Consider the following 22,822-nt stretch of genomic DNA (forward strand, 5'->3'; position numbering starts at 1 on the left):
GCCATGACCCTGTTCCACGGCTCCTACGCCCCCGAGGACGTGACCTTCCTGCTGAAGCCCGCAGCCATCGGCCTCACAGGCGTGCGCGCCAAGGAGGCGCTGATCCAGTCGGGGGCGCGGCATTATTCGGAAATGCTGTCGGAGGAGCGGCTGCCGGATCAGCGCTATCTCGATCTCTACCACGCCGCGCTGGCGAGGAATGGTGGGCGGCTCAGGGGCGACGTCGCGGCGCTGGCCGACGCGATTGCCGCGCGGCCTGAGACTGCTCAAAGCAGCACGATCATCTCGCTCGCCCGGGCAGGCACGCCCATCGGCGTGCTGCTGCGGCGCGCCTTGCTGCGGCGCGGGGTGGAGGCGGTGCATTACTCGGTCAGCATCATCAGGGGGCGCGGGATCGACCGCGTGGCACTCGCCCACATCGCCGCCGCACGCGGGACAGCGGACGCGGTGTTCGTTGACGGTTGGACCGGCAAGGGTGCGATCACCGGGGAGCTGGAAGCGAGCCTCGGCGACGGCAGCACCGGCTTTGCCCCCTTCCTCGCGGTGGTGGCTGACCCGGCGGGTTGCGCTTCATTGGCGGCGACGGCGGAAGACTATCTCATCCCCTCGGGCATCCTCGGCGGGATCGTGTCCGGGCTGGTCAGCCGCTCGGTGCTGAGCGACGCGCTGGTGGGCGAGGGCGACTTCCACGCCTGCCGCCACCTTACGGAATTCGCCGCAGCCGACCAATCGCGCGCCTTCATCGCCGCCGTCGAGGCCGCTGCACCTTCGGCCCAACCCCACCCCGGTTGGACCGCCGCAGGGGCCCGCCAGAGCCGCCTTGCCTGCGAGACGCTGATCGCCAGCCTGATGGACGAATTCGCCGTGACGGACCGCAACCGCATCAAGCCCGGCATCGCCGAAGCCACCCGCGCTGTCCTGCGCCGCGTGCCCAAGGCCGTACTCGTGCGCGACAAGGATGACGCGGAAGTTGCGCATTTGCTTCATCTTGCCACACAAACCGGGGTAAGTGTGCATCAACGGGAACTAGGCAACTATCGCGCCGTAACTGTGATTGCGAAAGCAGGAGACGTGTGATGACGAAAGCGGTCGAACTCGGCGCGACGCTCTATATCCCGGTGCAGCACCCGCGCCTTGCGGAGGTGCTGGCGGGCGACAATCCCGATCTGCGTTCAGTGGTGATCTGCCTTGAGGATTCGCTGCACGAGGCCGAGGTGGGCGCGGCGCAGGATGTGTTCTGCGCGACGCTCCGGGCGCTGGAGGCCGCGCCCCCGGCGCTGATCGCCTATACCCGCCCGCGCAATCCCGAGATGCTGACCTGGATGCAGGCCCAGCCGGGGATTGAGCGGCTGGCCGGTTTCGTCCTGCCCAAGATCACAACCGCCAATCTGGCGGACTGGCTGGCGCGGCTGGAAAATCCTCAGCATGGGATCATGCCCACCATTGAAAGCGCCGAGGCGTTTGACCGTGCGGCGCTGACCGCGATGGCCCGCGCGCTCGAACCGCTGGGTAGCCGCGTCCATGCGGTCAGGATCGGCGGGAACGACATCCTTAACCTGCTCGGCGTGCGCCGCTCGCGCACCCGCACCGCCTATGACGGCCCGCTCGGTTTGGCGATCGCCACCATGGCGAGCGTGTTCCTGCCCGAAGGCATGGCACTGTCCGCTCCGGTGTTTGAGCATTACGCGCAAAGCGATCTGCTGCGCGAAGAGGTCGCACGCGATCTGGAGCATGGCCTGCTGACCAAGACCGCGATCCATCCGGTGCAGGTCGGCATCATCCACGAAGCGCTGCGCCCCTCGGCGAGCGAAGCGGATGAAGCCCGCGCGATCCTCGCCCGAGAAGCGCGGGCGGTGTTCAGCCACGGCGGCAGCATGTGCGAGCCGACCACCCACGCGCGCTGGGCCGCAGGCGTGCTTGACCGCGCCGAGGTCCATGGCTTGCGCGGTGCGGCCCCCGGCGTTTCCGAACAGCCGACGCGGGTCGCCTGACGCTGTCGTGACCGCGATCACCAAACGGCGCCACGCCGAACTGGCCGGGCAGGCGATGAAATATGTCGCCGAACTGCTGCTGATCGAGCCGCTGAGTCCGGCCTTCGATCACAAGCTCGAAGCAATTGAGGCGCTGGGCCGGGATGAAATCGCGCAGCTTTCCGCGCGCCACGCGGGCAGCCTCGCCCATGTCGCACCGCCGCCGACCGGGGGGATCGCCCGCGCGATTATGGGGCTGCGCAACCTTGCTGAAAGCCTCGAACCGCTGCGGCAGGGTAATTTGGCTGGCAATTTGGCCGGCGGGGCCAAGCGCTTCGGCCTGATCCCGGCCAAACCCGACCCCAAGGCCTATTTCCGCCGCTACCGCGAGGCGCAGGGCGAGATCGAGGCTGCGCTGGCTGCGCTGACCCGCGAGCGTGATGCGCTGATCCGCGCCAATGTCACCTTGGAGTCCGAGCAGGCCGGGCTGACGCCGCTGATCGCCACGCTCAGCGAGCACGCGCTATTCGCCGAGGAAATCGCGCTCACTCTCACCGCCCGCGCTGAGGCGCTCGCCGCGCGTGAGCCGATGAAGGCGCGGCGGCTGCAATCGGATGTGCTCCACACCGTCCAGACCCGGCTGCGCGACATTGCCGAGGCCCGCGCGCTTGCCATGCAGGCCGCCGCTCTGCGCGAGATCGTCAGCGCCACCAACACCCGGCTGATCGAAGGCATTGATCAGGCGACTGCCACTATGGTGCTGGTGCTGCGCACCGCCATTGAAGCGGCGCGGCTGATTGCGAGCCAAGAGCTGGTGCTTGACGGGATTGCCAGCCTGCGCCGCGCGGCGAGCAATCTGATCGCGGAGGATGATCCCGTCAGCACGGACGCCGGTGCCGAAGCCTTGCAGTCGGCCTTTGCCAAGCTCTACGATGCGCTCGACCGGCTCGACACTGAACGCGCGGGCAGCGCGGCGCGCTTGGCCGATCCGGCGCGTTAAGGTGGCGCTTGCCGGGGTGTGGTGTTAGGACGACACGCCGGATAAGCGCCGGTCAATGGAGACGTGACGGTTCGTGGGCCTGTTTGATTCGATCCGGAAGATATTTGCGGCGCCTGAGCCGGGGGCGGACCCCGCGCCCGCCGCTGCGCCGCCCGCGAACCGCAAGCCCGCGTTCGATTATGATGACCAGCGCGTGCCCACCGGCGCGCGGGACAAGATCCGCACGATCCTTTCCAGCCTCGCCGAAGTTGAAGGCATGATGGACCGCGAACAGGTGCAGGCCGTCAGCCGCACCGAGATCGAGCTGATGCGCGACGAGCACCTGCCCAAGCTGGTCAAAAGCTACATCGACATCCCCAGCGCCCACCGCGCCGAAATCTTCCGCAAGACTGGCAAGTCGGCGAGTTTCATCCTCGAAGAAAGCCTAGGCACCATGCAGGCCCGGATCGACGAGATCGCCCGCAATCTGGCGCAGCACGATCTCGACGCTTTCTCCAGCAACGCGGCCTTCATCAGCCGCCGCTATAGCGACAACGATCCGTTCCGGTGAGGCTTCAGGCCCAGTCGCCCAGCAGTGGGGTGAACTCGTCCACCCGGATCAGCTGCCACACCCCGCCGGTGAGGTAGGGATCGTCCGCCAGAATGGCGCGCGCCGCCGCTTCGTCTGCCGCCTTCACGATCAGCAATGAGCCGATGATTAGCCCGTCGCTGCGCTTCAACGGGCCAACGATCACGAAATGCTCGGCATTGGCATGGACGAACTCAAGGTGCGCCGGGCGATGGATTGCGCGCAGGCGGCCGCCGTCTTCGCCGTCGCGGCAGTGGAAGCAGAACATACGCATGATTGAAAGGCCCCCGGTGGTCGCGAGCCCAAGGCTAACCGCGCAAGCTGCGGCGGGCAAGCGGGGCGTTGCAAAACCCGCGCTTGAAGCGCAGCCTTAGCGCGTTCAGAGGGCCGGGCATTCTCCCCGCGAATCGTTTCAGGTGAAACCAGATGGCTGACTACTCCGCTGCCCCCAGCATCGACCGTACGGACCTGCGCCGTGCGTACCGGCAGGAGGAAGAGGCCTGCATCGCCGAGCGGCTGGATCAGGCCGCCCCGGCCGCGCGGGCGCACGCCGCCGCTGCAGGTCTGGCGATCGATCTGATCGAAGGCGCGCGCGGCAAGAAGGCGAGCGGGATTGACGCTTTCCTCCAGCAATACGGCCTCGATACCGAGGAAGGCATCGCGCTGATGTGCCTCGCCGAAGCGCTGCTGCGCGTGCCCGACGCGGCCACTGCCGATGCGCTGATCCGCGACAAGATCGGCAGCATCGAATGGGGCGAGCATCTGGGCGAAAGCTCCTCGACCTTCGTCAATGCTGCGACCTTCTCGCTGATGCTGACCGGCGAAGTGCTCGATCCGCCCGATGCCCGCCAGCGCGGGATGGGTTCTGTGTTGAAACGCGCGATGAACCGGCTGGGCGAGCCGGTGATCCGCACGGCCACTGGTCAGGCGATGAAGATCCTTGGCGGGCAGTTCGTGTTCGGCCGGGATATCGACGAGGCCCTGAAGCGCGCAGCACCGGAACGCGCGCGCGGGATCACGCATAGCTTCGATATGCTGGGCGAGGCGGCGATGACTTTCGCCGATGCCGAGAGGTATCGGCAGGCCTATGAAGCGGCACTAAACCGGTTGGCGCGCGAAGCCGGCGCAGGGGTGGCCGGATCGCCGGGGATTTCGGTCAAGCTCTCCGCGCTGCATCCCAAATACACCTTCTTCCACGCCGACGCGGCGCGGGCCGCGATGGTGCCGGTGATCAAGGCGCTCGCGGTGCGGGCGCGCGATGCCGATATCCACTTCACCATCGACGCCGAAGAGGCCGAGCGGCTGGAGCTCAGCCTCGACATTATCGAGGAGCTGGTTGCCGATGACGATCTGTTCCGCCGCCCCGATGGCAGCCGATGGGAGGGCTTCGGGCTCGCCATCCAGGCCTACCAGAAGCGCGGCGTTGCCGTATGCGACTGGGCGGGGAAGCTGGCGCGGCGGCATGGCCGCAAGCTGTTCGTCCGGCTGGTCAAGGGCGCCTATTGGGACAGCGAGGTGAAGCTGGCGCAAGTGGGCGGCTACAGCGATTACCCGGTGTTCACCCGCAAGGTCGCGACCGATGTCAGCTACCTCGCCTGCGCCGCACGCCTGTTCGAGCACGCCGATGTGATCCGCCCGGCCTTCGCCACGCACAATGCGTACACGATTGCGGCGATCAAGCATCTCAGCGAGGGTAAGGCGTTCGAGTTCCAGCGCCTGCATGGCATGGGCGAGGAAGTCTACGACGCGCTCCACGCGCTCGAAGGCAATCAGCGCACCCCGGTGCGCATTTACGCGCCGGTCGGCGGGCACAAGGAATTGCTCGCCTATCTGGTGCGCCGATTGCTCGAGAACGGAGCGAACACCAGCTTCGTCAACCGCATGGGCGACGCCGATATTCCGGCGACCGAACTGGTCGGCGATCCGGTCGCGGAACTTGCTGGGCTCAGCCCGCGCCGCAATCCGGCGATCCCCTTGCCGAAGGACATCTTCGGCGCGCGTGCCAACAGCGCCGGGATCGACCTCAGCGATCCCCTCGTGCGTGAGCCGCTGATGGCGCGGTTGAAGCTGCTCGAAGATGTCCACTGGCGGGCCGAGCCGACCTTCCCGGCGGCCATCGCGGGCGAGATCGCGCCGATCACCAAGCCGCATGATCCCGCCGCCGTCATCGGCACCCGCCGCGATGCGACTGCGGAAGAGGTCGAGGCCGCCTTCACCCGCGCCGCCGCGATCCAGCCCGGCTGGGACGCGCTGGGCGGCGAGGCACGGGCGCTGTTGCTGGAAGAAGCGGCTGACCTGTTCGAGGCGCACGCGGCGGAGTTCCTCAGCCTGTGCCAGCGCGAGGCGGGCAAGACACTGCTCGATTCCGTGCTTGAACTGCGCGAGGCGGTCGATTTCCTGCGCTATTATGCGCAAGGCGCGCGCCAGCAATTCGGTGCGCCGACGATCCTGCCGGGGCCGACGGGCGAGGAGAACTCGCTCGCGCTCCACGGACGCGGGGTGTTTGCGACAATTTCGCCGTGGAACTTCCCGCTGGCGATCTTCATCGGCATGGCCTCGGCTGCGCTGGCGGCAGGCAACACGGTGATCGCCAAGCCCGCCGAACAGACCCCGCTGATCGCCGCTCTCGCCGTCAAGCTGTGCCACGAGGCCGGCATTCCGCCCGAGGCGCTGCAATTGCTGCCCGGCGCGGGGGTAGTCGGCCAGATGATCACCGCCGATCCGCGCCTCGCGGGCGTTGCCTTCACCGGCTCGACCGACACCGCGCGCGCGATCAACCGCGCGCTCGCCAATCGCGACGGGCCGATCGCCACGCTGATCGCCGAGACCGGCGGGCAGAACGCAATGATCGTCGACAGCTCCGCGCTGCCCGAACAGGTGGTGCGCGATGTGCTCGCCAGCAGCTTCCAGAGCGCGGGGCAGCGCTGTTCGGCGCTGCGGGTGCTCTACCTTCAGGACGACATAGTGGGGCCGATGCTGGCAATGATCCGCGGCGGGTTCGAGGCGCTGCATGTCGGCGATCCGGCTGATCTTGCCACCGATGTCGGCCCGGTGATCGACGAGGATGCCAAGGCGCTGCTCGAAGCCCATGTGGCCGATTGCACCGCGCGCGGCCTGCCGGTCACGCGCCTGCCGCTGCCGCCAGAGACCGCCAAGGGCTGCTTCGTCGCGCCGACCATTGTTGAACTCGGCTCGATCCGCGATCTGACGCGCGAACATTTCGGCCCGATCCTCCACATCGTGCGCTTCAAGGCAGGTGAGCTGGCGCAGGTGGTCGATGACATCAACGCCGTGGGCTACGGCCTCACGCTCGGCCTCCACAGCCGCATCGCGGAAACGCGGCGCTTCGTGCAGGCCCACGCCCGCGTCGGCAACTTCTACGTCAACCGCAACCAGATCGGCGCGGTGGTCGAAAGCCAGCCGTTCGGCGGGGAGGGCCTGTCCGGCACCGGGCCGAAAGCGGGCGGCCCGCACTACCTCGCGCGCTTCGCGACCGAGCGGGTGATGACCATCGACACCACGGCGGCCGGGGGGAACGCGAGCCTGCTGGCGGCGGGATGATGGGGCAGCGGATCAAAGTCGCCAGCTACAACATCCACAAGGGCATCGGGACCGACCGCCAGCGCGATCCCGCGCGCATTCTCAAGGTGCTGGCCGAGGTCGATGCGGATATCGTCTGCTTGCAGGAGGCGGACCTCAGGTTCGGCAAGCGCACCGGCGTGCTCCCGGCGTTCATGATCGCCAGCCACACCGATTACGTGCCCGTGCCGCTCGACGTGCAGCACGATTCGATGGGGTGGCACGGCAATGCGATCCTGGTGAAGCGCCACATCAGCATCGACGCGCATGACATCATCCACATCCCCTGCCTTGAGCCGCGCGGGGTGGTGACGGCGACCTTGGGGATCGGCGGGGCGAGCGTCAGCGTGTTCGGCATGCATCTCGACCTGTCGGGCCTGTGGCGCGTCCGGCAAGCCCGCGCGATTGCCGCGCTGGGTGAGGCCGCCCGGCAGCAGCATCCCACGGTGCTGATGGGCGACATCAATGAATGGCGCGCCAATGCGGGATGTTTCCGCGAGTTCGGCAAGCATTTCACCGTTCTCGACCCCGGCCCCAGCTTCCACAGCCAGCGCCCCATCGGGCGGCTCGACCGGATCATGCATTGCGACCGGCTGGTGATGCGCAGCTGCGGCGTGCACCGCAGCGCGCTGTCCGCGACTGCGTCGGATCATCTGCCTGTGTGGGCGGAGTTCACGGTGGGGTAATCTGCTCTGCGCGACAACGGTGGCGGAATCACGGAAGGAGAGCGGTGATGAGAATGTCCGCCAGCGCCATGCTGCTTGCAGGGCTGATGATCACGGCGAGCGCGCAGGCCGAGCAGCCACAAATGCGCGTGAGGCCTGCCGAGACGCCAACGCCCGCGCCGTCACCCGGCGATACCTATGGCCTGCCCGGCGCCCCGACCGAACGCGCGCTACGCGCCCGCGCCAATCTCGAAGCTCTGCTTCAGGGCCGCATCTATACCAACGACCTTTCGCCGCAGGACTTGCAGGACGTGCTCGATTTCGAGCGCATGGCGCGGGGTGCCTACCCCGACAATCGCACTTTTCAGCAGCAATGCATCGACGAGGAAGTGCGCCGCAACGGCGGCAACCCGACTCAGCTCGCATGGCAGGTGATCCGGCTGAAGTGCCAATAGGCGCGGGCGGCGGGCTGGGTGCAAATGGGTAGGAAACTGCCATCCACTCCTCGTCGCCCCGTGCTTGACACGGGGTTTGGCCTTCTTTTTCCGCCGCCGGGTTACTTGGCTATGGAAGTTCGCGTTGATTGAGGCGGAGAACCCCGGTTGGGACGACCTCTGGGACCAGTGGTTCGCGCCCGATACAGAGCAGAAGTAGCCAAGCCCCGTGTCAAGCACGGGGCGACGATGGAAGGAATGTCTACTCCGGGATCGCTTCCCGCACGATAGTTCCCATCCCATGCCCATCCAAATCGGGCATGACCTTTCCACCTTCCGCGCGGGCGACGCTAAGGCGAGAGGGGATATGTTTCTGCCCACTCTTGCCCCGCACCCGCGCATCGGGAATCCCTCACACATGGCGATTCTCTCCGATAAATGGATCCGTACCCAAGCGCTCGAACATGGCATGATCGAGCCTTTCGTCGAGGCCCAGCGGCGCGACGGGGTGATTTCCTATGGGCTGTCGTCCTACGGCTATGACGCCCGCGTCGCGCCGGAATTCAAGATCTTCACCAATGTCGACAGCTCGGTGGTCGATCCCAAGCAGTTCGATCCGAGGAGCTTCGTCGACCGGGAGACCGACGTCTGCATCATCCCGCCCAATTCCTTCGCGCTCGCCCGCACGGTCGAGTATTTCCGCGTCCCGGAAGATGTGCTGGTGATCTGCCTCGGCAAATCGACCTATGCGCGCTGCGGGATCATCGTGAATGTCACCCCGCTGGAACCGGGCTGGGAGGGGCACGTGACGCTGGAGTTCAGCAACACCACGCCGCTGCCCGCGAAAATCTACGCCAATGAAGGCGCGTGCCAGTTCCTGTTCCTCAAGGGTAACGAACGCTGCGAGACCAGCTATAAGGACCGCGCGGGCAAATATATGGGTCAGCGCGGGGTGACGCTGCCCCGGCTCTAGTCGTGTGCGATACCGGCGCGCTTTCCTACACGCCGGGCAAGGCATAGCGTTGCGGCCATGATCTGCTCCTCGCCCCGACCGGGGTTGTCACCCCCTCCCCCCCCGGCATGGCGAATCTGTCAATTTCGTTTTTCGGGAACAAAGCATTGTATTTACGAGAATATTCTCGGTTTTCCTCGCTTGACACCCTGTCAACTTTGTCAACTTCGATTAGGCAGTCCGACGTGTCGAAGCGAGGGTCCCATCAAGGCTCTGTTCGCCCTGACCTTGTCGAACGGCGACTTTTCCTCTTCAACGCAAACAGCAGCAGGTCAGTGCTTCGATACGCTCAGCACCAACAGAGGTAAGACATGACGACACCCCGCGAATTCGACATCATCGTCTACGGCGCAACCGGGTACACCGGGCGGCTGGTGGCGGAATATCTCGCCCACCATTACGGTAGCCGCGAGGACGGCCCGAAGTGGGCAATGGCAGGCCGCAGCCTCGCCAAGCTGGAGGAAGTGCGCGACCTGATCGGCGCGCCGGCCTCGACCCCGCTGGTGGTCGCCAATGCCGATGACAGCGCCGATCTGGAAGCGATGTGCGCGCGTACCAAGGTCGTGCTGACCACTGTCGGCCCGTACCAGCTCTACGGTGACAAGCTGGTCGCGGCCTGCGTCAAAACCGGCACCGATTACGCCGACCTGTGCGGCGAACCGGCCTGGATGGCCGAGAAGATCGCCGAGCATCAGGCCGCCGCCGAAGCCAGCGGCGCGCGCATCTGCTTCTCGTCCGGGTTCGATTCGATCCCGTTCGACCTCGGCGTGATGATGACCCAGAAGGCGTGCGTCGCAAAGTTCGGCAAGCCCGCGCCGCGCATCCGTGGCCGCGTGCGTGCAATGCAGGGCACCTTCTCGGGCGGCACCGCCGCGAGCCTTGGTGCGACGATGAAAGCGGCGGCGAAAAGCCCCTCGCTCATCAACGTGCTGCGGAATCCCTTTGCGCTGACGCCGGGGTTTGAAGGGCCGGACCAGCCCTCGGGCATGATCCCTGCCCACGAGGAAGACCTCGGCAAGTGGTCGGCGCCCTTCGTGATGGCGCCGATCAACACCAAGAACGTGCATCGCACCAACTTCCTGCTCGGCCATCCGTACGGAACCGACTTCAAGTATGACGAGATGATGCTGACCAGCCCCGGCGATGCGGGCCGGGCGGCGGCCAATGCGGCGCTGGAGTTCATGAAGAACCCGTTCGGCTCCAAGCCGCCCAAGCCCGGCGAAGGCCCGACCAAGGAAGAGCGTGAGAACGGCTTCTACGATGTCGTCTTCGTCGCTGACATGGCCGATGGCGGGCGCCTGCAATTCGGGGTCAAGGGCCGGTACGATCCGGGCTATGGTTCGACCAGCCGGATGCTTTCCGAGACCGGCATTGCGCTGCTCAGCTGCACCAAGCCGGGCGGGATCGGGACGCCGGGGAGCTTCCTCGGCGAGGATCTGGTGAAGCGGCTCGAAGAGCACGCCGAACTGACCTTCGCGGTTGAGGCCTGAGGCACAAAAAAGGGGCAGCCGGTGATCCCGGCTGCCCCTGATTGCGACCCTTGCGCGGTGCGGTGGCCTCAGAAGCTGAGGCGCACGCTCGCGCGGAAGTTGCGGCCCACCAGCGGCACGAAGTCCTTGGTGAAGCTCGCATGGCGGCGACCGTTGACATCGAAGATGTTGTCGGCGGCCAGCTGCACAGTGACGTTCTGGTTATCAGCCAGCGGACGCCAGGCGATCAGCGCGTTGACCAAAGTGAAGCTGTCCGTTGGCGTTTCGAACACAGTCGTGCGGTCCTGCTTGTCGAACCATTGCACTTCGCCGCGCACGTCGAAAGCGCCGGTCTGTGCTTCCAACGCGCCGAGCAGGCTCAGCGGCGGGATGCGCGGCACGGCGGTGCCATCGGCCAGTTCCGCCTCGACATAGGAGGCACGCAGATCGGTGATCAGGCGGAAGCCTTCGCCGTCGATGATCGGATAGTTTACGTCGGCTTCGATCCCGAAGAAGTCGGCATCCTGCTGGAGGTATTGGAAGACCGGCAGATCGTCCTCTTCCTCGCCGGTTTCCTCAAGGAAGATGTAGTTGCCGAACCACTGCTTGAACACGGTCAGGTTGAACGTCCCGGCACCAATGTTGCCACGGGCATAGGCTTCAAGGCCCCAGGCGGTTTCGGTCCGGAGATCGGCGTTACCGACTTCGAAGGCCTGCGTGGCGATGTGCGGGCCGTTGGAGAACAGCTCTTCGGCGCTCGGCGCACGCTCGGCGCGCGAGCCGTTGATGCCGACGCGGATGCCGTCGATGCCTTCGTAAACGAGGCCGAGGGCGCCGGAGAAGGTATCGAAGTCCCGCTCAATCCCAAGGGTCTGGGCCTCGACCTTGGTGAATTCGGCGCGAGCTGCGGCTTCGATCTGGAACGGGCCGGTGCCGAGCTCCTGAAGCGTGAACAGCGCGACCTGATCGGTCAGGTTGGGCGGGATATAGGCCTCAGCGCCGACCGCGAAGAAATCGCGGTGCTGGTATTGAATGCCGCTCGATCCACGCAGCGTGCCGCCGGTGTTCTGAACCAGTTCGGCGCGGGCTTCGACGCTGGTGGAATCGAACACCGTGCCGACCTCGGCACCCTCGAATTCGGTGTGGGTGTAGTCCGAATAGCCGACCCGCAGCTTCAGGCGTTCAAATGCGCCGTCGCCAAGGAAGACGTCGCCCTTGAAGTCGGCGCGGAACTGCTTGAGGCCGATGGTAACGAGTTCTTCGCCCTCGCCTTCAGCGGCAGCGGCGATGCCCGCGGTTACTTCCTCGCCATGGTGATGATCTGCGCCCGGGCGGGTGGGGACGCCATAATTGGTGTCATACCAGCCGAGCGATGCGCCGAAGGTGCTTTCGCCGAGGATCACGCCGAGGCCAGCATTGATCGTCCAGCTTTCCATCGCCGAGTTGGGCACGGTGCCGCGCTGATTGGCGGCTTCGCGCAGCTCTGCGGCTTCATCGAGATTGCCTTCGTCCGCTTCCACATCAGCATCGGCGAGCAAATCGGCACGCAGCGCCTGTGCGACCTGGAAGCCGCCGATTTCGACGTCATCGGTCTGACGCCACGAACCATCGACGTGGAACACGAGGCTTGTCCCCACCCCGACATCGAGGCTGCCCGCGCCGGTGCGCAGGTTGGTGGCGCTGTCGATCCCGGCAAAACCGTCAAAGTGGAAGTCTTCATCCGGCATCCGGGTCGGGATGCGCTTGTCGATCACATTGACCGCGCCGCCGATCGCCTGGCTGCCGTAGAGCAGCACCGCGGGACCGCGCAGCACTTCGATCCGCTCGACCGTGATCGGGTCGATGGTGGTGGCGTGGTCGACCGAGGTGTTCGAGACGTCCGAGGTGCCGACGCCGTCGACCAGCACGCGCACACGCTCGCCCTGCTGACCGCGCAGCACGGGGCGCGAGGAACCGGGGGCGAAGCTGGTGGCGGAGACACCGGGAAGCTTGGTGAGCAGATCGCCGATCTGGCCCGTCACGCCGTCGCGCTGGATGTCGCGGATTTCGACCACGCTGGTGCCGGCCAGCACGTCGAGCTCTTTGAGGCCCTGCGCGCTGACGATGATGGTGCCGATCCCGTCGGCCTGGCGGTTGTGGACGTCATCCTCGACCTGCGTGCTGCCAGTAGGCTGCTCCGCTTCCGCCTCGGCGGCTTCCGCGAGCGCGGGCGTGGCGACAAAGGCCAGACCCAGCACGGTGGCGAGTGCAAGGTGAGAGGACGCGATTTGCGTCTTGTTGCTGGTCATGAGGGGTCCCGTTGTTTTGATGAGATAACGTATCGCGCGCCTAACGACGTCCCCGCCGAATGCAAGCGGAAATCAGGCCGACAGCTGACGGAGGCCGACCAAGTGCGGCTGATTTGCGACAGGTCTGGGAAGGGCCTGACGCGGGCTGGGAGGGCCTAGCCGATGCCGATGAAGGGCGGGTGGCCCGCTCCGGCGACCGCGCGTTTCATGCCGGCGGAGTTGCACGCCAGCGGCATCGCGTCGCTGCGATTAACTGCGATCACCCCGCCATCGCCGCGCTGGTGAGCGACCTCGGCCAGCATTGCGTTGCACGCGTCATCAAGGCCCGTGCCGCCAGCGTAGATGAAGGCCTCGCCGATCCCGGTGCAGCTGACCGCGATGTTGCCGTCCGCCCAATTGCCGATGCCGGTGATAGGAGTGTCGCCAACGCGCCCAGCGCGCTTTCTGGTCCAGCGCTACTGCGCCGACTGGGCCATGTGGCAAGCCGCTATCAAGCTGGAGCAGTTCCTCAGCCTCGTCCGGCGAATGGTCACTTGACCACCGAGGGGACAGAAGAAACCTGCGTCCATGCAACCGAGGATGTCATGCCAGCTTGAGGCGTGCAACATACTTGCAAGTATCTATGCAGTCGGGGCAATTCCGCGACTTGAGTGCCTTGCCGGAAGCGCTTGCAATGGGCCGATGCGTCGCGGCTGCAACATTCGGGATCGCTGATTTCATGCTTCTTTTCGCAGCGACCAGCGTTGGACCGCACGCCGTCCGCCCGTAGCGTCAGTTGCCGTTATTGGTCACAACATTGCCGATCGCAATGGCCGAGAACGCGAGGCTGGTAACGGTCGACAGGAATTCACGCAGCTCCGCTCCCGGTGCCGTCGAGACATAGACCACATCCTGATCGTGGATCTGGAATTCCTGCGCCACGAAGAACCCGCGGGCGTCTGACAGATCAAGCCGATAGATGACCGGAACTCGGCCATCCTCGAGCGCTTGCGTTGCCATACGCTTTGCTGGATCCAGCGCATCTGGTTGCTCAAGTCGGAACACAAACACACCGCGGATATTGGCTTGGTTATCGCGTAACCCGCCGACCCGCGCCAAGGCCTGCGCCAGCGATATGCCCCGCCCTTCGAAAGGGATCTCCGCGCTGGTTGCCACGGCGCCCATCGCAATGAAGCTATAGGGCTGGTGCAGCACCGTCACGACGTCTTCCGGGCGCATCCGAATGTTCTGTGCCGGTTGGGCAATGATCGCCTCCAGTGCCATCGTTGCCGATGCGCCGCCGCGACTGACCTGCACGGTGGTCTGGTGTACCGGCGCGCGGGGGCCACCGACGCTCGCGATGATGTCAAGCAGCCGCTCGCCACGCGGGCCCAGCGGCACACGGCGGCTGGCAGCGATTTCGCCCAGCACGGTGACATTGCGCGAATCGTTGAGCGACAGCCGGACGTTGACCTGAGGATCATTGGCACGGCCTGCCAACCGCGCGACGATCGCGCGCTCGATTGCGGCAGGCGTCTGCCCGGCCGCTTCAATCGTTCCGGCAAATGGTACGCTGATCATGCCTGTGCCATCGACCACTTGCTGGACGACAGTGCGGTTCTGCGCGCCCGCGTCAAGCCCTGGGATGACCCCGCCGCCGCCGAACAGCACCGCGGGCGGTGCTTCCCACATCGCGATGTCGAGCACATCGCCGGGGCCGATCAGCACTTCGCCCGCGCCGCCTTCACCAAATTGCTGCGCCAGGCCAAGTGACTGTTCGAAGGCTGCAATCCGCTTGTAGGTCAGCGGATCAAGATCGACCAGCACGACCTGCGACCCGGCATAGTCCGCCCCTTCGGCCTTGCGAACCTGACCGGACGACGGCCCGGCTGCACCCAGGGTGGTGCAAGCACCGGCCAATCCGGCGAGCAGCAACGCAAGCAAGGGGCGTGCGACGGTTCCGGTAACGGAAGAGGGGCGGTTCATGCTGATTGTGCCTTTGTAATCGGGACAGGCTGCGCGGCCCGGGCATCGTGTGGAAGCGGTGATGCCGTACCGGTGAGCCGCGCATAAAATTCGCCCGGCCGTTGGCGATAGGCGCCTGCGCTGAAACGTTCTGCTTGTACGAGGCCGCGTTGCCCCAGTTCTGCGACGGCGCTGTCATCATCGTCCAGCGCCTTGATCGCCCGTGCGATCGACCGCACATCATAGGGATCGATCATCACAGCCGCCTCTCCTGCCACTTCTGGCAGCGAAGATGTGGCGCTGGTAATGACCGGGGTGCCGAGCGACATCGCCTCCAGCACCGGAAGCCCGAAGCCTTCATACAGCGAGGGGAACATCACCGCCCGCGCCCCGGCAATCGCCGTGGCCAAAGTCTGGCGCGGGAGATAGCCAAGCCACTTGATGCGCTTTTCGGTGTCCAGTTCGGCCAGCTGCTTGAGCAGGGCGACATCACGCTCGCTTCCCCATCCGGGCGCACCGACGATCACCAACGGGTGCCGCGATCCGCTCATCAGATGCGCTTCGAGCAGCCGGGCGAGGTTCTTCTTCGGTTCGAGCGCACCGAAGAACAGGTAGTATTCGCGCATTCCGACGCCGAGCAGCCCTTCGACCTCCTGCGCGATCTGTTCGGGCGATACGCTTTCAATCAGCCTGGCGATATCGGTCGACTGGTAGAGGTTGGTGACCCTGTCCTCCTCGACACCCAGGATGCGGATGATGTCGGCGCGCGAATGCTCGGACACGGTGAGGATGTGATCCGCCTCGCGTGCGATCCGCTGGCACAGGGCCAGATAGTGCCGCTTGTGATCAGCGGTGGTGTAGGGGAGGCGCAGCGGCACCAGATCGTGCAGCGTATAGACATTGGCCGCACCCGGCGTTCTGACCGGCAGCGGATAGGTCCAGTGAGCGATGTCCGTCCCCGGCAGCGCGACCCTGGCAAGCTGCCCGGTCACCACAAAGCCGCCGTTTGTAAGACAATAGAACTTTGGCGCGTTCCAGTGACGCGTCCTGCCGATCGACAGTGCTCGAAGAGTGGAGCTTCGGAGTTGGCAAGCAGAAACGGCATCAGACCATAGCCATGGGGGTGTGTGCTGGTGGACGACATTTCGACATGACAAAATTCATGGCCCAGTGCTCGGGCGGGATCAGCAGAAAATAAACCGGCTCGCTTCGCGCGGCGAGAACATCAATCTCGCTCTTATGGGACAAATCGACAGGCTTGGCCTCCAGTACGGGCAAGCCGAACCCTTCATAAAGGGACGGAAACAAAGCCGCTTTCGCACCCCGGATAAGGCTCACAAGCAGGCTGAAGGGGGCGTAGGGAAGCTGGATCACCCGTTTAGCCCCAGCATCACCCCCCAAGGCGCCGCGATCAGCCCATAGCTTGCAGCAGCCAACATAATCGCTGCCGCACCCGCAGCCGAGACCATGTCCGGCGTCAACCGTGTCGATGCAAGTCTGCGCGCCAGCCGCCAGGACAGGGGGTGATAAAGCTGACGATTGAGCCAATCCTCAAGTTCCACCGGTCGCGCGGGCTGCGCGGTCACCGGGGTCGAGGAAGCAGGGGTCATAGCGTATCACCGGATCCGCGGCAGGACGACGTTGCCCTACCGTGCATCGGCAATGCATATAGGCGGCTGTTTATCAGCGCAATTCCGCAGCACTGCGAGGCCTCATGTCATCCCCCCACGGGTATCGCTTCTCGTCGTCGCGCACGGCCGACCGCCTTGTGGCCGGGGTGCCAGCGGCGGCGCGCCTAGCAAAGGCTCATGCCGCGGCGCTGCCCGGTACGCCTCTGCTGCTGGTGTTGGGCGATTCGGACACGCTTGCCCCGTTGACGCGCGCCGAGATCATGCGTCTGGCTCCCGGCCTCGTGGTCGAACTCCCGGCACCTGCCAACGTCACCTTGCTTCCCGGCGAGGCGCTGCCGGACGCGGCCACTATCCTTGCCGTGCAAGCGGGTTTGGCGGCGGCCCTGGACCAGCCGGCTGATCCCGAGATGGCTTTGCGCAAAGCGGCCAAGGCGATTGTGCGCAGCACGGCAAAACCCGGCGACGGGATCATCTCGCGCCATTGCAACCGCCCCCTGTCACAGGCCGCCTCATCAGCGTTGCTCAGGTTCGGCTGGATCCGTCCTGGCCATGCCACCCTGCTGACATTCCTGACCGCATTGGCAATGTTGGCGAGCCTGCTGACGGGGACGCCGGGCGGGTTGGTGATAGGGGCATTGCTGTTCCAGATCGCCTCGGTTGTCGACGGAATCGATGGCGAGATCGCAAGAGCAACCTTCCGCTCTTCGAAGGCCGGTGCCTCGCTTGACAGCATCATCGATGCCTTCACCAATGTTGCCTTTCTGGCCGGTGCAGGCTGCAACTTCTGGATGCAGGGGCGGGCCGAGGACGCGCTGGTCGGCATGGCCGCCGCCGCTGTGATGGCCACCGGCCTCGCCATCCTCGGAGCCTCGGCCTTCCGGCGAGAAGGCATCGTCCACTTCGACGGGGCAAAACGCATCCAGGAACAGACGGGCAGCCCTAACGCACGGCTGCTCAAAGACCTGACGAGCCGCGATTTCTGCTGCTTTGCGCTGCTTGTTGCTGCGTTGGCTGGGGTCTTGGACGTCGCTTTGAAGGTGTTTCTTGCGGCCGTCATCGTTTGGTTGGTGGCGATCATATCGCTTCTGTCAGCGCGGGCCCCTGGTCAGGAATGACGCATCACGAGATCGAGCAGGCGATCAGGCGCCAAGCGAAAAAGGAGGAGGCTGGCGCGGTGGATCTCGGGAAGCCCGAGACAGGCAACCGCGTTGTCTTGCCGGTCACCGATGGCCCGGAGCCCGAAGGCAAAAAGTCGCAGAAATGCTGGATATAATGGAGCGGGCGAAGGGATTCGAACCCTCGACCCCAACCTTGGCAAGGTTGTGCTCTACCCCTGAGCTACGCCCGCTCACTGGCGCTGACAGAAAGCCGCAGATGCGCGGTTCCTGCCGGAGAGGCGGCGCGATTAGCAGCGCCTTGGCACACCTGCAAGCGCTAAATTCGCACAGTGGCCCACGCAAATTTGGCGCGATTGGGGCTTGATCGCGTCTGGCATAGCGGTCAGCACAAATCCGCGCTTCACATCTTGGCGCAAGGCCCCACATTGAAGCCAATGGCGCACAAGCGTCCAATGACACAGCAGGAGCACGTAACTTGGCCAGCATGGGACTGAGCATCGACGAACAGAAGGCGGTCGACCGTTTCCGCAAGGCGGTGGTCGAACCATCGCAGACCAAGCTCGTCATCCTCGATTTCTGGGCCGAATGGTGCGGCCCGTGCAAGGCGCTGACCCCGGTGCTGGAAAAGGTCGCGGCTGAATATGCCGACAAGGGCGTGGTGCTGTCCAAGCTCAATGTCGATGAGGAACAGTTCATCGCCGCGCAGTTCCAGGTGCGCTCGATCCCGACGGTCTATGCGATGTTCCAGGGCCAGCCGGTTGCTGACCTGACCAGCGCCCGCACCGAATCGCAGTTGAAAGCGATGCTTGACCAACTGCTCGCACAATTGCCGATCGATGGCGGCGCGGGCGATGGCGTGCCGGTCGAACCGCAGGGCCCCTCGCCCGAGGAGATCGCGCAATTCGTGAAACTGGGCGAGGAAGCACTCGCCGCTGGCGATCCCCAGCGCGCGGCGGGCATCTTTGCGCAGATCACCGAATTCGCGCAGGACAATGCCCCCGCCCATGCTGGGCTCGTGCGTGCGCTGGTGCAGCTGGGCGAGGTCGATCAGGCCAAGCAGGTGATGGAGGTGATCGATTCTGATCCGAGCCTCGCCACCGATCCCGCCATCGCGCCCGCCCGCAGCGCGCTCGAACTCGCCGGCACCCGCGTCGATGACAGCGAGCTTGCCGCCCTCCGCGCTGCTGCCGCCGCTGCGCCCGAGGATATGGACGCGCAGTTCGCCTTTGCCGAAGCCGCCTTTGCCGCAGGCCAGCGCGATGATGCCGCCGATACCCTGCTCGCCATGATCACTGCCGACCGCGAGTGGAACGAGGGCGCGGCGCGGGCCAAACTCCTCAAGATCTTCGAGGCGACCGGCCTTGAAGATGAATGGGTGGTCGGCGTCCGCCGCCGCCTGTCGCGCGTATTGTTTGGATGACCGCAAACACCATGACCCGCCGCCTTTCCATCTTCCCGCTGACCGGCGCCGTGCTGTTCCCCGGCATGCAGCTGCCGCTCCACATCTTCGAGCCGCGCTATCGCGCGCTGGTGGGCGATGCGCTGATCCGGGATCGCCAGATCGCGATGATCCAGCCGCAGCGCGCGGTGGATGGCGCGCCGCTCTACTCGGTCGGCTGCATCGGCAAGATCGGCGAAGTGCAGGCGATGGACGACGGACGCTACAACCTCATCCTCGAAGGCACGGCGCGGTTCCGACTGGTGCGCGAGCTGGATGTGGCCACCGCCTTCCGCCAGATCGAAGCCGAGGTCTATGCCGAAGACGAGGACGAAACCCTCTCCCACGCGCAGCGCGGCGGGTTTGAGCGGGAGGCGCGGCGCTTCGCCGATATGCAGGGCTACTCTGTCGACTGGGATTCGGTTGAGCGGCTGGATGATCGCTCCCTCATCAACGGCGTCTCGCAGATCGCCCCGTTCGATCCGGCATCCAAGCAGGCGCTGTTGGAAGCCGAGACGCTGACCGACCGCTGCGAATTGCTCGTGCAATTGATGCAGTTCTATGGCCGCACCGATGGCAGTGAGGAAATCACGACGCTGCAATAGTCGACGGGGCGTTGCTGCTGGTTTCAGGCAAATGTAACGAGTGTGCTACCCCATCGCCTCCAGCACATCTTCCAGCCGGGCCGGATCGCCCAGCGCGACCACCGTGCCGTCGCTGCCTGCATCGAGCGGATTGCCCTGCCAGTCAGCCATCATGCCCCCTGCGCCTTCGACCACCGGGACGAGAGCGGCATAGTCATAGAGCTTGAGCCCGGCCTCGATCACCACATCGACATGGCCGCTCGCGACCAGCCCGTAATTGTAGCAGTCCCCGCCGAACACGATCTTCTTCTCGGCCACCTGCTTGGCGACCGACATGAAGGCGTCGGCCTCTTCATTGGTGAACAGGTGCGGGCTGGTGGTGGCGAGCACGGCGTCGCTGAGGTCCTTGAGCGGCCGTGCCTGCGCGGGCTTGCCATTGAACAGCGTCGGCTGGCCGATGCGGCCCACCCAGCGTTCGCCCGCAATCGGCTGGTCGATGATGCCGAGCACGGGCCAGCCATCCTGAAGCAACGCGATCAGCGTGCCGAAGATCGGGCGGCCCGCGATGAAGCTGGTAGTGCCGTCGATCGGATCAAGCACCCATTGGCGGCCTGCGCCCTCGTTGCGGGTGCCGTATTCCTCACCGATGATCCCGTCGGCGGAGAACTCGGCCTCGATCAACCGGCGCATCGCGGCCTCGGCGGCACGGTCAGCTTCGGTGACGAAGCTGCGGTCGGCTTTCTTCTCTTCGCTCCACTGGCCGCGAAACAGCGGACGAATGGCGGCCCCGGCCAGATCGGCGAGGCGCAGGGCGAGGGCGAGATCTTTATCGGTCATGGCGCTTCCCAATAATCGAAGGCTTCGGCCTGTCGAGCCTGCGTATAGGCCCGCGCCTCCGTCCCCTCCCATTCCAGCGGCAGGTCGTCGTAAACGCCTGTGCGACTGACGAACCAGCCCTGTCCCGGCAGGCCATCCGATTGGCGCACCACCAGCACCGCGAGGCCCGGTTCGCCCGCTACGCGCCCGTCCTCGTCGATGCGGTCGAGGACTTTGCACAACTGGCGCATCAAAGGCCGCGCAAAGGCGTGGCCAAGCGCGCCGAGCATCTCGGAATAGGTCAGCGCCGTGCGCTGCTGGGCGGCGCTGATAAAAATGTCCCGAACCTCGCCGGGATCAAACATTAGTCGAACAGCGAGCTGACCGAGCTTTCATCCGCAATCCGCCGGATCGCTTCGCCCACCAAGGGGGCGATGGGAAGTATGCGGATGCGGTCCGATGCTTCGGCGGCTTCCGTGGGCCGGATCGAATCGGTGATGACCAGCTCCTTGAGGCTCGACCCGTTGATCCGCGCCACCGCGCCGCCAGAGAGCACGCCGTGGGTGATGTAGGCTGCGACCGACTTCGCCCCGCCTTCCAGCAGCGCTTCGGCCGCGTTGCACAGCGTGCCGCCCGAATCGACGATGTCGTCGATCAGGATGCAGTGCCGCCCTTCGACGTCGCCGATGATGTTCATCACCTCGCTCTCGCCCGGACGATCGCGGCGCTTGTCGACGATCGCGAGCGGGGCATTGTCGAGCCGCTTGGCCAACGCACGGGCGCGCACCACACCGCCCACGTCGGGGCTGACCACCATCAGCGACTGGTCGCCGTAACGCGCCTGAATGTCTGCTGCCATCACGGGCGCAGCATAGAGGTTATCGGTCGGGATATCGAAGAAGCCCTGAATCTGGCCCGCGTGCAAGTCCACCGCCAGCATCCGGTCAGCGCCAGCCTCGGTGATGAGGTTCGCCACCAGTTTGGCCGAGATCGGCGTGCGGGGGCCGGGCTTGCGGTCCTGCCGCGCGTAGCCGAAGTACGGCACCACCGCGGTGATCCGCTTGGCCGAGGCGCGGCGCAGCGCGTCGATGCAGATCAGCAGCTCCATCAGGTTGTCGTTCGCCGGGAAATTGGTCGGCTGGACGACGAACACGTCTTCGCCGCGCACATTCTCGTGAATCTCGACAAAGACCTCCTCGTCCGAGAAGCGCCGCACGCTGGCATCGGTCAGCGGGATTTCGAGATAGGCCGCAATGGCCCGGGCGAGCGGCAGGTTCGAATTGCCGGACATGATTTTCATGATGCGAATCCCCGAGCGCAGGTGGTGCACCCCGCCTAGCGCCGCGTCATGGAATTGCAACGCGGCGTAGCGGCGTTCTCGTCAGGTAAGGTGAGGCATTCGTACTTCGTAGGGCGGATTGGGCAGCGCGAGCTTAACCGAACAACCGCCCGGCAACCGCATCCAGCTTGGCCATGACCGCGGGGTCATGTTCGTCCGGGGCGGTGATGACTGCGTCGTCGAGGGCGAAGTCGATCGGAGAGGGTTCGCGCTCCTGCGGCAGAGCGGTGATGAAATTTGCCACCATCGCGCGGGCGAGCGCGCCGTTGGCCTGCATCTGGCCGACCACCTGCGCCACGTCGACCGCCTCGCCTTCGCGCCAGCAATCGTAATCGGTGACCATGCCGACCAGCGCATAGGGCAGCTCCGCCTCGCGGGCGAGTTTCGCCTCGGGCATCGCGGTCATGCCGATCACATCGGCACCCCAAGCACGGTACATCCGGCTTTCGGCGCGAGTGGAGAATTGCGGGCCTTCCATCGCGAGATAGGTCGCGCCGACTGCCACCTTGCCACCGGCGTCGCTGATCGCATGGGCGGCCATGTCCGACAGGCGCGGGCAGACCGGATCGGCCATCGAGACATGGGTGACAAAGCCACTGGTGTAAAAGGTGCTGGGGCGGTGCACGGTGCGGTCGATAAATTGTTCGACCACGGCAAAGCGGCCCGGCTCCAGTTCCTCGCGCAGGCTGCCGACGGCGCTGATCGCAAGGATATCGGTGCAGCCCGCCCGCTTCAGCGCATCGATATTGGCGCGGGAGTTCAGTTCAGTCGGCGTGATCGGATGACCGCGGCCATGGCGCGGGAGAAAGCGCACCTTCACCCCGGCGAGCGTCCCGCACAGAATCTCGTCCGACGGATCACCCCAAGGCGTGTCGATCGCGATCCACTGCTCGTCCTCAATGCCGTCGATGGCATATAGGCCTGATCCGCCGATGATCCCGATGCACCATTCGCTGGCCATTATGCT

24 protein-coding genes and 1 tRNA gene are annotated in these 22,822 nt (G+C 65.4%); 13 read left to right on the forward strand and 12 right to left on the reverse strand.

Features of this window, described 5'->3' with window-relative positions:
* Window positions 1–3 precede the first annotated feature (3 nt).
* The 4 genes from GRI59_RS04745 to GRI59_RS04760 all read left to right on the forward strand — a co-directional run bounded on the left by GRI59_RS04745 (window position 4) and on the right by GRI59_RS04760 (window position 3,520).
* Window positions 4–1,077 carry a cysteine protease StiP family protein gene (locus GRI59_RS04745; protein ID WP_202390859.1) on the forward strand — a complete coding sequence of 358 codons (1,074 nt, stop codon included), beginning with the start codon at window positions 4–6 and terminating at the stop codon, window positions 1,075–1,077.
* A complete protein-coding gene (locus GRI59_RS04750; protein ID WP_160760020.1) occupies window positions 1,077–1,991 on the forward strand; it encodes an HpcH/HpaI aldolase/citrate lyase family protein in 915 nt (304 codons plus the stop codon). Before GRI59_RS04745 ends, GRI59_RS04750 begins: the two co-directional genes overlap by 1 nt.
* 7 nt (window positions 1,992–1,998) lie before the next feature.
* The gene (locus GRI59_RS04755) at window positions 1,999–2,970 is read left to right on the forward strand and encodes a toxic anion resistance protein (protein ID WP_160760021.1); all 972 of its coding nucleotides are present in this window, start codon (window positions 1,999–2,001) and stop codon (window positions 2,968–2,970) included.
* Window positions 2,971–3,043: 73 nt separating this feature from the next.
* Window positions 3,044–3,520: a hypothetical protein gene (locus tag GRI59_RS04760; protein WP_160760022.1), complete on the forward strand. Its 477-nt coding sequence runs from the start codon at window positions 3,044–3,046 to the stop codon at window positions 3,518–3,520.
* Between the two features lie 4 nt (window positions 3,521–3,524).
* On the opposite strand, the gene GRI59_RS04765 is transcribed toward GRI59_RS04760, so the two are convergent.
* Window positions 3,525–3,812, reverse strand: a complete 288-nt coding sequence (locus GRI59_RS04765; RefSeq protein ID WP_237440663.1) for a YciI family protein — start codon at window positions 3,810–3,812, stop codon at window positions 3,525–3,527.
* A gap of 152 nt (window positions 3,813–3,964) precedes the next feature.
* Here GRI59_RS04765 and putA point away from each other — a divergent pair, with 152 nt between their 5' ends.
* The 5 genes from putA (at window position 3,965) to GRI59_RS04790 (ending at window position 10,718) form a co-directional block, all read left to right on the forward strand.
* A complete protein-coding gene (gene putA / locus GRI59_RS04770) occupies window positions 3,965–7,099 on the forward strand; it encodes a bifunctional proline dehydrogenase/L-glutamate gamma-semialdehyde dehydrogenase PutA (protein WP_160760023.1) in 3,135 nt (1,044 codons plus the stop codon).
* Window positions 7,099–7,803, forward strand: a complete 705-nt coding sequence (locus GRI59_RS04775) for an endonuclease/exonuclease/phosphatase family protein (protein ID WP_160760424.1) — start codon at window positions 7,099–7,101, stop codon at window positions 7,801–7,803. Before putA ends, GRI59_RS04775 begins: the two co-directional genes overlap by 1 nt.
* A 47-nt stretch (window positions 7,804–7,850) precedes the next feature.
* On the forward strand, window positions 7,851–8,237 hold the full coding sequence (locus GRI59_RS04780; protein ID WP_160760024.1) for a hypothetical protein: 387 nt from the start codon (window positions 7,851–7,853) through the stop codon (window positions 8,235–8,237).
* Between the two features lie 397 nt (window positions 8,238–8,634).
* The gene (gene dcd / locus GRI59_RS04785; RefSeq protein WP_160760025.1) at window positions 8,635–9,189 is read left to right on the forward strand and encodes a dCTP deaminase; all 555 of its coding nucleotides are present in this window, start codon (window positions 8,635–8,637) and stop codon (window positions 9,187–9,189) included.
* Between the two features lie 350 nt (window positions 9,190–9,539).
* Window positions 9,540–10,718 carry a saccharopine dehydrogenase family protein gene (locus GRI59_RS04790; protein WP_160760026.1) on the forward strand — a complete coding sequence of 393 codons (1,179 nt, stop codon included), beginning with the start codon at window positions 9,540–9,542 and terminating at the stop codon, window positions 10,716–10,718.
* Window positions 10,719–10,786: 68 nt separating this feature from the next.
* On the opposite strand, the gene GRI59_RS04795 is transcribed toward GRI59_RS04790, so the two are convergent.
* Window positions 10,787–12,985, reverse strand: a complete 2,199-nt coding sequence (locus tag GRI59_RS04795; RefSeq protein ID WP_160760027.1) for a TonB-dependent receptor — start codon at window positions 12,983–12,985, stop codon at window positions 10,787–10,789.
* A 155-nt stretch (window positions 12,986–13,140) separates the two neighbouring features.
* Window positions 13,141–13,398 (reverse strand): isoaspartyl peptidase/L-asparaginase, encoded by a 258-nt coding sequence (locus tag GRI59_RS04800; RefSeq protein WP_160760425.1) that lies wholly within the window; start codon window positions 13,396–13,398, stop codon window positions 13,141–13,143.
* On the opposite strand from GRI59_RS04800, the gene GRI59_RS04805 reads away from it, so the two are divergent.
* The gene (locus tag GRI59_RS04805) at window positions 13,328–13,522 is read left to right on the forward strand and encodes a hypothetical protein (protein ID WP_160760028.1); all 195 of its coding nucleotides are present in this window, start codon (window positions 13,328–13,330) and stop codon (window positions 13,520–13,522) included. The two genes, GRI59_RS04800 and GRI59_RS04805, sit on opposite strands and share 71 nt — an antisense overlap.
* Before the next feature lie 234 nt (window positions 13,523–13,756).
* Here the strand turns inward: GRI59_RS04805 and GRI59_RS04810 are convergent, their stop codons facing one another.
* From GRI59_RS04810 to GRI59_RS04825, 4 genes are all read right to left on the reverse strand, one after another.
* Entirely contained in the window at window positions 13,757–14,950 is a 1,194-nt protein-coding gene (locus GRI59_RS04810) for a polysaccharide biosynthesis/export family protein (RefSeq protein ID WP_160760029.1), read from the reverse strand.
* Entirely contained in the window at window positions 14,947–15,921 is a 975-nt protein-coding gene (locus GRI59_RS04815) for a glycosyltransferase (protein WP_160760030.1), read from the reverse strand. The genes GRI59_RS04810 and GRI59_RS04815 overlap by 4 nt, the downstream gene beginning before the upstream one ends.
* Before the next feature lie 112 nt (window positions 15,922–16,033).
* Window positions 16,034–16,303, reverse strand: coding sequence for a hypothetical protein (locus GRI59_RS15610; protein ID WP_202390860.1), 270 nt, complete (start codon window positions 16,301–16,303; stop codon window positions 16,034–16,036).
* On the reverse strand, window positions 16,300–16,539 hold the full coding sequence (locus GRI59_RS04825; RefSeq protein WP_160760031.1) for a hypothetical protein: 240 nt from the start codon (window positions 16,537–16,539) through the stop codon (window positions 16,300–16,302). Before GRI59_RS04825 ends, GRI59_RS15610 begins: the two co-directional genes overlap by 4 nt.
* 104 nt (window positions 16,540–16,643) lie before the next feature.
* Here GRI59_RS04825 and GRI59_RS04830 point away from each other — a divergent pair, with 104 nt between their 5' ends.
* A complete protein-coding gene (locus tag GRI59_RS04830; RefSeq protein ID WP_160760032.1) occupies window positions 16,644–17,675 on the forward strand; it encodes a CDP-alcohol phosphatidyltransferase family protein in 1,032 nt (343 codons plus the stop codon).
* 158 nt (window positions 17,676–17,833) lie between these two features.
* Here the strand turns inward: GRI59_RS04830 and GRI59_RS04835 are convergent.
* Window positions 17,834–17,908 (reverse strand) — tRNA-Gly (locus tag GRI59_RS04835).
* A 254-nt stretch (window positions 17,909–18,162) separates the two neighbouring features.
* Between GRI59_RS04835 and GRI59_RS04840 the strand changes: the two genes are divergently transcribed.
* Window positions 18,163–19,098 (forward strand): tetratricopeptide repeat protein, encoded by a 936-nt coding sequence (locus tag GRI59_RS04840; RefSeq protein WP_160760426.1) that lies wholly within the window; start codon window positions 18,163–18,165, stop codon window positions 19,096–19,098.
* An 11-nt stretch (window positions 19,099–19,109) separates the two neighbouring features.
* Window positions 19,110–19,721, forward strand: a complete 612-nt coding sequence (locus tag GRI59_RS04845; RefSeq protein WP_160760427.1) for an LON peptidase substrate-binding domain-containing protein — start codon at window positions 19,110–19,112, stop codon at window positions 19,719–19,721.
* A 45-nt stretch (window positions 19,722–19,766) separates the two neighbouring features.
* Here GRI59_RS04845 and hisN read toward each other — a convergent pair whose 3' ends face one another.
* From hisN to mtnP, 4 genes are all read right to left on the reverse strand, one after another.
* Window positions 19,767–20,537 carry a histidinol-phosphatase gene (gene hisN / locus GRI59_RS04850; protein ID WP_160760033.1) on the reverse strand — a complete coding sequence of 257 codons (771 nt, stop codon included), beginning with the start codon at window positions 20,535–20,537 and terminating at the stop codon, window positions 19,767–19,769.
* Window positions 20,534–20,881: a ribose-phosphate pyrophosphokinase gene (locus tag GRI59_RS04855; protein ID WP_160760034.1), complete on the reverse strand. Its 348-nt coding sequence runs from the start codon at window positions 20,879–20,881 to the stop codon at window positions 20,534–20,536. Before GRI59_RS04855 ends, hisN begins: the two co-directional genes overlap by 4 nt.
* Window positions 20,881–21,816, reverse strand: coding sequence for a ribose-phosphate pyrophosphokinase (locus GRI59_RS04860; protein ID WP_160760035.1), 936 nt, complete (start codon window positions 21,814–21,816; stop codon window positions 20,881–20,883). Before GRI59_RS04860 ends, GRI59_RS04855 begins: the two co-directional genes overlap by 1 nt.
* 133 nt (window positions 21,817–21,949) lie before the next feature.
* On the reverse strand, window positions 21,950–22,816 hold the full coding sequence (gene mtnP, locus GRI59_RS04865; protein ID WP_160760036.1) for an S-methyl-5'-thioadenosine phosphorylase: 867 nt from the start codon (window positions 22,814–22,816) through the stop codon (window positions 21,950–21,952).
* Between the last annotated feature and the right edge of the window lie 6 nt (window positions 22,817–22,822).

Source organism: Erythrobacter ramosus, from assembly GCF_009828055.1.
Classification (GTDB): domain Bacteria; phylum Pseudomonadota; class Alphaproteobacteria; order Sphingomonadales; family Sphingomonadaceae; genus Erythrobacter; species Erythrobacter ramosus.

Bases quoted from the DNA above. Each gene is read 5' to 3' on its own strand.
- GRI59_RS04780 (WP_160760024.1), top strand. From the start codon at position 7,851: ATGAGAATGTCCGCCAGCGCCATGCTGCTTGCAGGGCTGATGATCACG.
- GRI59_RS04775 (WP_160760424.1), top strand. From the start codon at position 7,099: ATGGGGCAGCGGATCAAAGTCGCCAGCTACAACATCCACAAGGGCATC.
- GRI59_RS04750 (WP_160760020.1), top strand. From the start codon at position 1,077: ATGACGAAAGCGGTCGAACTCGGCGCGACGCTCTATATCCCGGTGCAG.
- GRI59_RS04790 (WP_160760026.1), top strand. From the start codon at position 9,540: ATGACGACACCCCGCGAATTCGACATCATCGTCTACGGCGCAACCGGG.
- mtnP (WP_160760036.1), bottom strand. From the start codon at position 22,816: ATGGCCAGCGAATGGTGCATCGGGATCATCGGCGGATCAGGCCTATAT.
- GRI59_RS04855 (WP_160760034.1), bottom strand. From the start codon at position 20,881: ATGTTTGATCCCGGCGAGGTTCGGGACATTTTTATCAGCGCCGCCCAG.
- GRI59_RS04845 (WP_160760427.1), top strand. From the start codon at position 19,110: ATGACCCGCCGCCTTTCCATCTTCCCGCTGACCGGCGCCGTGCTGTTC.
- GRI59_RS04805 (WP_160760028.1), top strand. From the start codon at position 13,328: ATGAAGGCCTCGCCGATCCCGGTGCAGCTGACCGCGATGTTGCCGTCC.
- GRI59_RS04830 (WP_160760032.1), top strand. From the start codon at position 16,644: ATGTCATCCCCCCACGGGTATCGCTTCTCGTCGTCGCGCACGGCCGAC.
- GRI59_RS04825 (WP_160760031.1), bottom strand. From the start codon at position 16,539: ATGACCCCTGCTTCCTCGACCCCGGTGACCGCGCAGCCCGCGCGACCG.
- dcd (WP_160760025.1), top strand. From the start codon at position 8,635: ATGGCGATTCTCTCCGATAAATGGATCCGTACCCAAGCGCTCGAACAT.
- GRI59_RS04810 (WP_160760029.1), bottom strand. From the start codon at position 14,950: ATGAACCGCCCCTCTTCCGTTACCGGAACCGTCGCACGCCCCTTGCTT.
- GRI59_RS04860 (WP_160760035.1), bottom strand. From the start codon at position 21,816: ATGAAAATCATGTCCGGCAATTCGAACCTGCCGCTCGCCCGGGCCATT.
- GRI59_RS04765 (WP_237440663.1), bottom strand. From the start codon at position 3,812: ATGCGTATGTTCTGCTTCCACTGCCGCGACGGCGAAGACGGCGGCCGC.
- GRI59_RS04745 (WP_202390859.1), top strand. From the start codon at position 4: ATGACCCTGTTCCACGGCTCCTACGCCCCCGAGGACGTGACCTTCCTG.
- putA (WP_160760023.1), top strand. From the start codon at position 3,965: ATGGCTGACTACTCCGCTGCCCCCAGCATCGACCGTACGGACCTGCGC.
- GRI59_RS04795 (WP_160760027.1), bottom strand. From the start codon at position 12,985: ATGACCAGCAACAAGACGCAAATCGCGTCCTCTCACCTTGCACTCGCC.
- GRI59_RS04840 (WP_160760426.1), top strand. From the start codon at position 18,163: ATGGGACTGAGCATCGACGAACAGAAGGCGGTCGACCGTTTCCGCAAG.
- hisN (WP_160760033.1), bottom strand. From the start codon at position 20,537: ATGACCGATAAAGATCTCGCCCTCGCCCTGCGCCTCGCCGATCTGGCC.